5 protein-coding genes are annotated in these 5,483 nt (G+C 60.8%); 4 read left to right on the forward strand and 1 reads right to left on the reverse strand.

Annotated elements, in window-relative coordinates; genetic code table 11:
- The first annotated feature begins 210 nt into the window (after nt 1-210).
- Nucleotides 211-1,194 carry a DUF4384 domain-containing protein gene (locus tag AX735_RS14735; RefSeq protein ID WP_066281863.1) on the forward strand — a complete coding sequence of 328 codons (984 nt, stop codon included), beginning with the start codon at nt 211-213 and terminating at the stop codon, nt 1,192-1,194.
- 3 nt (nt 1,195-1,197) lie between these two features.
- Here the strand turns inward: AX735_RS14735 and AX735_RS14740 are convergent, their stop codons facing one another.
- The gene (locus AX735_RS14740; RefSeq protein WP_446471825.1) at nt 1,198-1,827 is read right to left on the reverse strand and encodes an OmpA family protein; all 630 of its coding nucleotides are present in this window, start codon (nt 1,825-1,827) and stop codon (nt 1,198-1,200) included.
- 217 nt (nt 1,828-2,044) lie between these two features.
- On the opposite strand from AX735_RS14740, the gene AX735_RS14745 reads away from it, so the two are divergent.
- From AX735_RS14745 to AX735_RS14755, 3 genes are all read left to right on the forward strand, one after another.
- Complete coding sequence (locus tag AX735_RS14745) at nt 2,045-3,256, forward strand: caspase family protein (RefSeq protein ID WP_066281872.1); 1,212 nt, start codon at nt 2,045-2,047, stop codon at nt 3,254-3,256.
- Nucleotides 3,257-3,338: 82 nt separating this feature from the next.
- Nucleotides 3,339-4,391, forward strand: a complete 1,053-nt coding sequence (locus AX735_RS14750) for a hypothetical protein (RefSeq protein ID WP_066281875.1) — start codon at nt 3,339-3,341, stop codon at nt 4,389-4,391.
- A partial coding sequence (locus AX735_RS14755) for a S1 family serine peptidase (RefSeq protein ID WP_156447517.1) occupies nt 4,388-5,483 on the forward strand: 1,096 nt, incomplete at its 3' end. The genes AX735_RS14750 and AX735_RS14755, both read left to right, overlap by 4 nt.

Raw genomic sequence — 5,483 nt, forward strand, 5'->3', positions numbered from 1 at the left:
CACCAGCAGCACCTAAATCTCCACCGAAAATTACACCACGAGCGCGGACGCTAACAAAACATATCCGCCAAGGGGACGGGCGGCGCACTTTCCTTTGGCCCCATCGGTCTGGGATTTCGTGATCAATCGGGACAGGCACTGCTCACGATCACCATCTATTTCCAGGACATCAAGGGTTACGTTGTTCCCCTCACGACCCAAAGCCTGTCGATGGTCCTGAAAAAGCGTAACAAGGGAGGCGATCTTGGCGGCAGTATCGGCCTTATTGGCGGATTTCTGGATGTCAGCTTTGACAATAACGAGGGGGTCCAGCAGGCGCTCCGCGCGCTGATCGATGTCGCGCTGATTCAGGCGGTCGGGTCTTGGGCACAGGTCCCTTATCAGCGGTGTCTGACGCTGTCGCAGACCGACACGGGCGCGATTCGAGCTGCGAGCAAAGCGTTCAAAAAGCTCAAGCCGAAAGAACAGATCGGGTTGATTGCCGCCGGGCTGGCGGATCGTGGGCTGTATCCTGGATCACCGCCATCGGAGCTGACGCCCGAATTGCGCGCCGCCATCTCCAACTTTCAGACGCAACAACAATTGCCGGCGCTGGGCCTGCCGACATTCGAGGTCTATTTCGCTTTGTATGGTGCTCAATTCGGCGCGGTCAGTCAGCCTTTGCAGCCCGTGCTCAACCCGAACAACCGACTTGCCATCAAGGTCAGCGCCTATGGACCAGCATTTACCAGCGGCACCGGTGAAGACTCTCAGCCTATAGCCATTTTGGCAAATGACAGTCGTGCGAGCTTCGCCGTCAGTACGGCCCGCGACGCCCATATCCTTTGCTATTATACCGACGCACAGAACCGCACCACCAAGGTTTTGCCCAATAGCCAAAGGCCGAGCGCCAAGCTTCGGCCAGGGGAAACTCTCGTCATTCCTGGCCCTCAGGATATTTTCGTGATCAAGCCGGAGGTGCTGGGGGCCTATGAGTATATGTCGTGCTTCGCCTCTGCAGCGCCGTTTGAAGGCGTACTACCCGCATGGTTGCTGGCCGATTTCACGTCAGCCAATCCACAGATACCAGCTACAGGGCCTGATGACTTGCTGGCGATGATGCGAAAATACGGCCCGCCAGATCTATCGTCCGATAGCTTGAAATTCTTGAGGGACTGTCTGGCGCCAGGCAAGAACTCGCTTGGACCATGCTGACGGTCAGCGCAGCACTCTGACTTCCACCCTGCGATTCTTTTCGGATACTGACGGAATATCCGGTTTCAGCATCGTCTCGCCGGCGCCCTGCGCGAACAGCCGGTCGCCGGGAACGCCGCTCTGCACCAGTTCCCTCACGACACTTGCGGCACGGCGTTCAGAGAGTTGCTGGTTATAGGCCGCATCCCCGATCGCGTTTGTGTGGCCGATAATCCCGATCAACCGCCCTGCAAATTCGGGGGAGGCGATGATATCCGCATAACGCGCCAGGGCCGGCAGGTATTGCCGTGCGATCACGTCCGACCCGTGCTCGAACGGCACTTCCAGGTCGATCGCCGATGCGCTGGCTGTGGCGGCGGGAGGTTGGGCCGATGTCTGGCCCGGCTGTTGCGCAGGCCTTGGCGGTACCACCTGCTGCGCCGGCGCCGATGGATAGAGCGGCTGCTGGATATCCTGCGCGTTGTTCAGGAACAGGCTTCTGCCGTTGGCAGCAGGTTGAGCGCCTGCGTCCAGAGCCTTGATCTGTTCGCGGATTTTCGCGCGCAGGGTCTCAGGATCCATGTCCTGGGCCACCGCTGCCGTGCAGCAGGCAAGCCCGAAACCCAGCATTGCCAGAACCTTCATCCGGGCCATGGTTTCAATCCCCAACATGTCCTGACCAGCGGTTTGTGACGGACCATCAGGCCAAAATTACAGTCATTTTAAAGTATTTCGTATTTTTCGTTCATACAGCTCCTGGCAAAGAGCGACAAGTCTGGAATCTCTGGTTAGCGCTTGATAAGTTCTGTCGGAGGAACGGTGAATGATGATTCGGCGTGCTGCGACAACGAAGGTCCGAAATCTGATTGCCATGGGCTGGCGTTCGGTATTGGTGGGGTCGCTTATCGCTTCAGCATTTTGTCAGCCAGCACTGGCGCAGCAGCGCGTTGCCCTCATCATTGCCAACGCCAATTATGCGAGTGCACCGCAACTGGCAAACCCGCAGGCTGATGGAACGCTAATTCATGATGCGCTCCGGCAGGCAGGATTCGACAAGATCAGTTTCCTGAAGGATCAGGATCGGATCGGGATGGAGCGGGCGTTGCGTGATTTTGCCGAATTATCGGACTCAGCCGATGTGGCCCTTGTCTATTTTGCAGGGCACGGCATTGAATATAATGGCGAAAATTACCTGATTCCGGTCGATGCACGGCTTGCAAACGACCGCGACCTTGAGCTCGAAGCGGTCAAGCTGTCCACGGTCGTCGATCTCAGCAGCGGCGCGCAACGCATGCGCATCATCGTGCTGGACGCGTGCCGGGTGCCACCAGCCGGGATGCGTCGCTCCGCCAGCTCGCGCAGCATTCCCCGCGGACTGGCCCCGATAGAGCCGGCGCGAGACAGCCTGGTGATCTACAGCGCCAAGGCTGGCACGACCGCAACCGACGGCAGCGGCAGATACAGCCCCTTTGCCCAGTCACTCGCCAAACGGTTGCCCGAGCCCGGCCGCGAGATCAACATGCTGCTGCGTCAGGTTCGCGATGATGTGCTCGATCTGACTGCTGGCGTCCAGGAACCGTTTACCTATGGATCGCTCTCAAGCCAGGAATTCTATTTCGTCGCGCCGCCGCCGCGGATTGCGCAGGGCTCGGTGGATATTGAGGCAGAGGCCTGGGCGCTGTGCCGGGATGCGCGTTCGGATGGTCCATGCTCGACCTATCTCGCAAGCTATCCGCAGGGTCGGTTTGCCGGTCTGGCAGCGGCGAAGCGCAGCGACCTGCAGGCAAAGGTCGGCGCAGCACCATCGCCGCTCGCCACTGTCCAGAGCGAAGCGGTCGCCGAGCTAGGGCTGACGGTGGCTTTGACGGACGATCGCAGGGGCATCCGCGTTCTCGGCGTCCAGCAGTCGGGACCGGCATTCGGTCAGTTGCTGGTCGGCGATGTCATCACCGCGATCAATTCCTCGGCGCTGGAGGCGAGCGCTTCGGCATCGTCGCAGCTTGCGTCGGCCTTTGCAGCGGGGCGCATCAAGCTTCTGGTGTCTCGCGGGCCGAGCAGCACGCTGGTCGTCCTGCGCCGCTGATCTCGTCAACACAGTCAACACGCAAGGGATGATCATGGTGGGGCAGGGGAAGTTTTCGTTGGTTTGCGGTCTGGCTTGTCTGATGCTTCTGGCGGGCGAGGCATCCGCACAGCAGGCCGTTCGCTATGAAGCCAGGTTCGAGGCAAAATACCCGCAGATTGCCGCCGAGCAGTCGATCGGCGTCATCAATTTCAACGGTCAGGATGGCGCGGAGTTCTCCTCCATCCTGATTTCCGAGCTGCAGTCCGCCGCTATCGACCAGAAGCAGGTGTTCTCTGTCCGCACGATGGACAGCATGAACTACACGGCAGACAACACCATCTCCAACGCGGAGGTTGCCAAGACCCTGCAATTTGGCCGCAAGCTCGGCGTCAATGTCATCTTTACCGGTACCGTCACCACTGCGGCAATCAGGACGAACAATTTCACGCGGTCGGAGAGTACCTGCGCGAAGAGCAGCGGTCTGTTCAAGTGCGACCAGACGGTCACGCAGAAGGTGCCGTGCAGCACCACGATCGGTCAGTACACTGTCTCGCCACGCGCGGTGAAGGTGTCTACAGGCGCGGTGATCTATGCCGAAGCGGTGGCCGTGCAGGACGAATACACGATCTGCAATGGCCAGGTCGAAGATCCCAATGTCAGCCTGGGGTCCGTGTTCAATTCGATTTTCGGCGGATCTAAAAAGGGGGAGGCCTCGCCGCCGCCTGTTTCAACGCCCGAGGGATTGCTGAGCAAGCTCCGGTCGGACGCAGCACAGATCATTCGCCGTCACGTCGCACCCTATAACCGCACGATAGAGGTGAAGCTCAAGCCCAAGGGCCGCAATCTGGACAAGGCGGGGCAACAGCAGTTCGAGAATGCCGTGGCCTTTGCCAAGGCGGGGCGGATCGATCGCGCCTGCAGCATCTTCGAAACGCTGTACGCCGGGAACAACCAGGCGAATGTCGACCTGCTGTACAATATGGGGGTCTGCCAGGAGGCCCTGTTGCCCGACGAGCCCAGCGCGGCGTTCGAATATTACGCCCGCGCCGACCAGTTGCTGCAAAAGCCGGACACGCTGATTTCCGAGGCCTATACACGCACCAAGGCGATGATCGGACAAAGCCAGTCGCTGAACGAACGCAAGGTGCCATGATCTTGCATTGCACGCTTGCCGGATCGGGGCGCACCCGCACCCAGCACGCCCGGAACTGGGCGAGCGGCGGGAGATTTCTGGTCGCCTTGCTCACCATTGCGGCGTTCTGTTCGGGATGGGGATCGGGTCCTGCGCTGGCACAGCTCGGGGCGCGCATCGTTGGCGGTGTGCCCGCACCCGAGGGTGAGCTGCAGTTCCAGGCCTGCCTTTCGATAGGGAGGCAGGATGGCATCTGCAGCTGCGGCGGTACCCTGGTCAGCGCTGACTGGGTGATCACCGCAGCGCATTGTGTCGTCAATCAGCGGACGGGCGCGGTGGCAGCTCCCGACGCGATCCGGATCCGTCTTGGCTCGGTCTATCGCGACCAGAAAGGAACGGTCGTCGGTGCGCGGCAAGTCATCGCGCATGAGCGGTACAACCGATCGACGCTGGAAAACGACATCGCGCTGGTCCGGCTGACATCCCCTGTTTCCCTGCCTGCCGTAACATTGGAACCCGGAACGGGGATTCCGCAGCGGGTCTTGCAGGTGACCGCATCCCCCTGGGCTACGGTGGCCGGGTGGGGCGACATGGTCGGTTCCCAATCCGTTGTGAAGGTCGCCCAGGCGCTGCAGAAGGCCGAAGTTCCGATCGTCGACAATGCGACGTGCAGTGCATCGATGGCGTATCTGGCCGGGCCGATCGATGACCGGCGCATCTGTGCCGGCCTTTCCGAAGGTGGCGTGGATTCCTGCAACGGCGATTCCGGCGGACCGCTTCTGCTGAGGCTCGACGGCACCCGCTGGGTGCAGGTCGGGATCGTCAGCTATGGTCACGAAGAGTGCGGAAAGCCCGGGCATTACGGCGTGTACACGCGCGTGGCTGCATTCCAGCCGTGGATCGCGCGCGCGATGGGGCAGACGAACCAGGCCGATGCAGTCGCAGCAAGGCCACCGGCCCCGGCACCCGTCACGCCGGGCGCGCTCGGCGCTGCACCGACCATCGTGAAGGAAGCGGGCAAGAACAATCTCGCCATTCGTATCGCGATGTCAAAACGCGATTTGCGTCTGGGCGATAGCTTCGACCTGACCATCTCGAGTCCGATCGGCGGGC

Origin of the sequence: Blastomonas sp. CCH1-A6 (genome assembly GCF_001556365.1) — a bacterium.
GTDB lineage: Bacteria > Pseudomonadota > Alphaproteobacteria > Sphingomonadales > Sphingomonadaceae > Blastomonas > Blastomonas ursincola.

What these genes read in the sequence shown, in the direction of transcription:
- AX735_RS14735 (WP_066281863.1), top strand. Translation starts at nt 211, where the DNA reads ATGGTCCTGAAAAAGCGTAACAAGGGAGGCGATCTTGGCGGCAGTATC.
- AX735_RS14740 (WP_446471825.1), bottom strand. Translation starts at nt 1,827, where the DNA reads ATGGCCCGGATGAAGGTTCTGGCAATGCTGGGTTTCGGGCTTGCCTGC.
- AX735_RS14745 (WP_066281872.1), top strand. Translation starts at nt 2,045, where the DNA reads ATGGGCTGGCGTTCGGTATTGGTGGGGTCGCTTATCGCTTCAGCATTT.
- AX735_RS14750 (WP_066281875.1), top strand. Translation starts at nt 3,339, where the DNA reads ATGCTTCTGGCGGGCGAGGCATCCGCACAGCAGGCCGTTCGCTATGAA.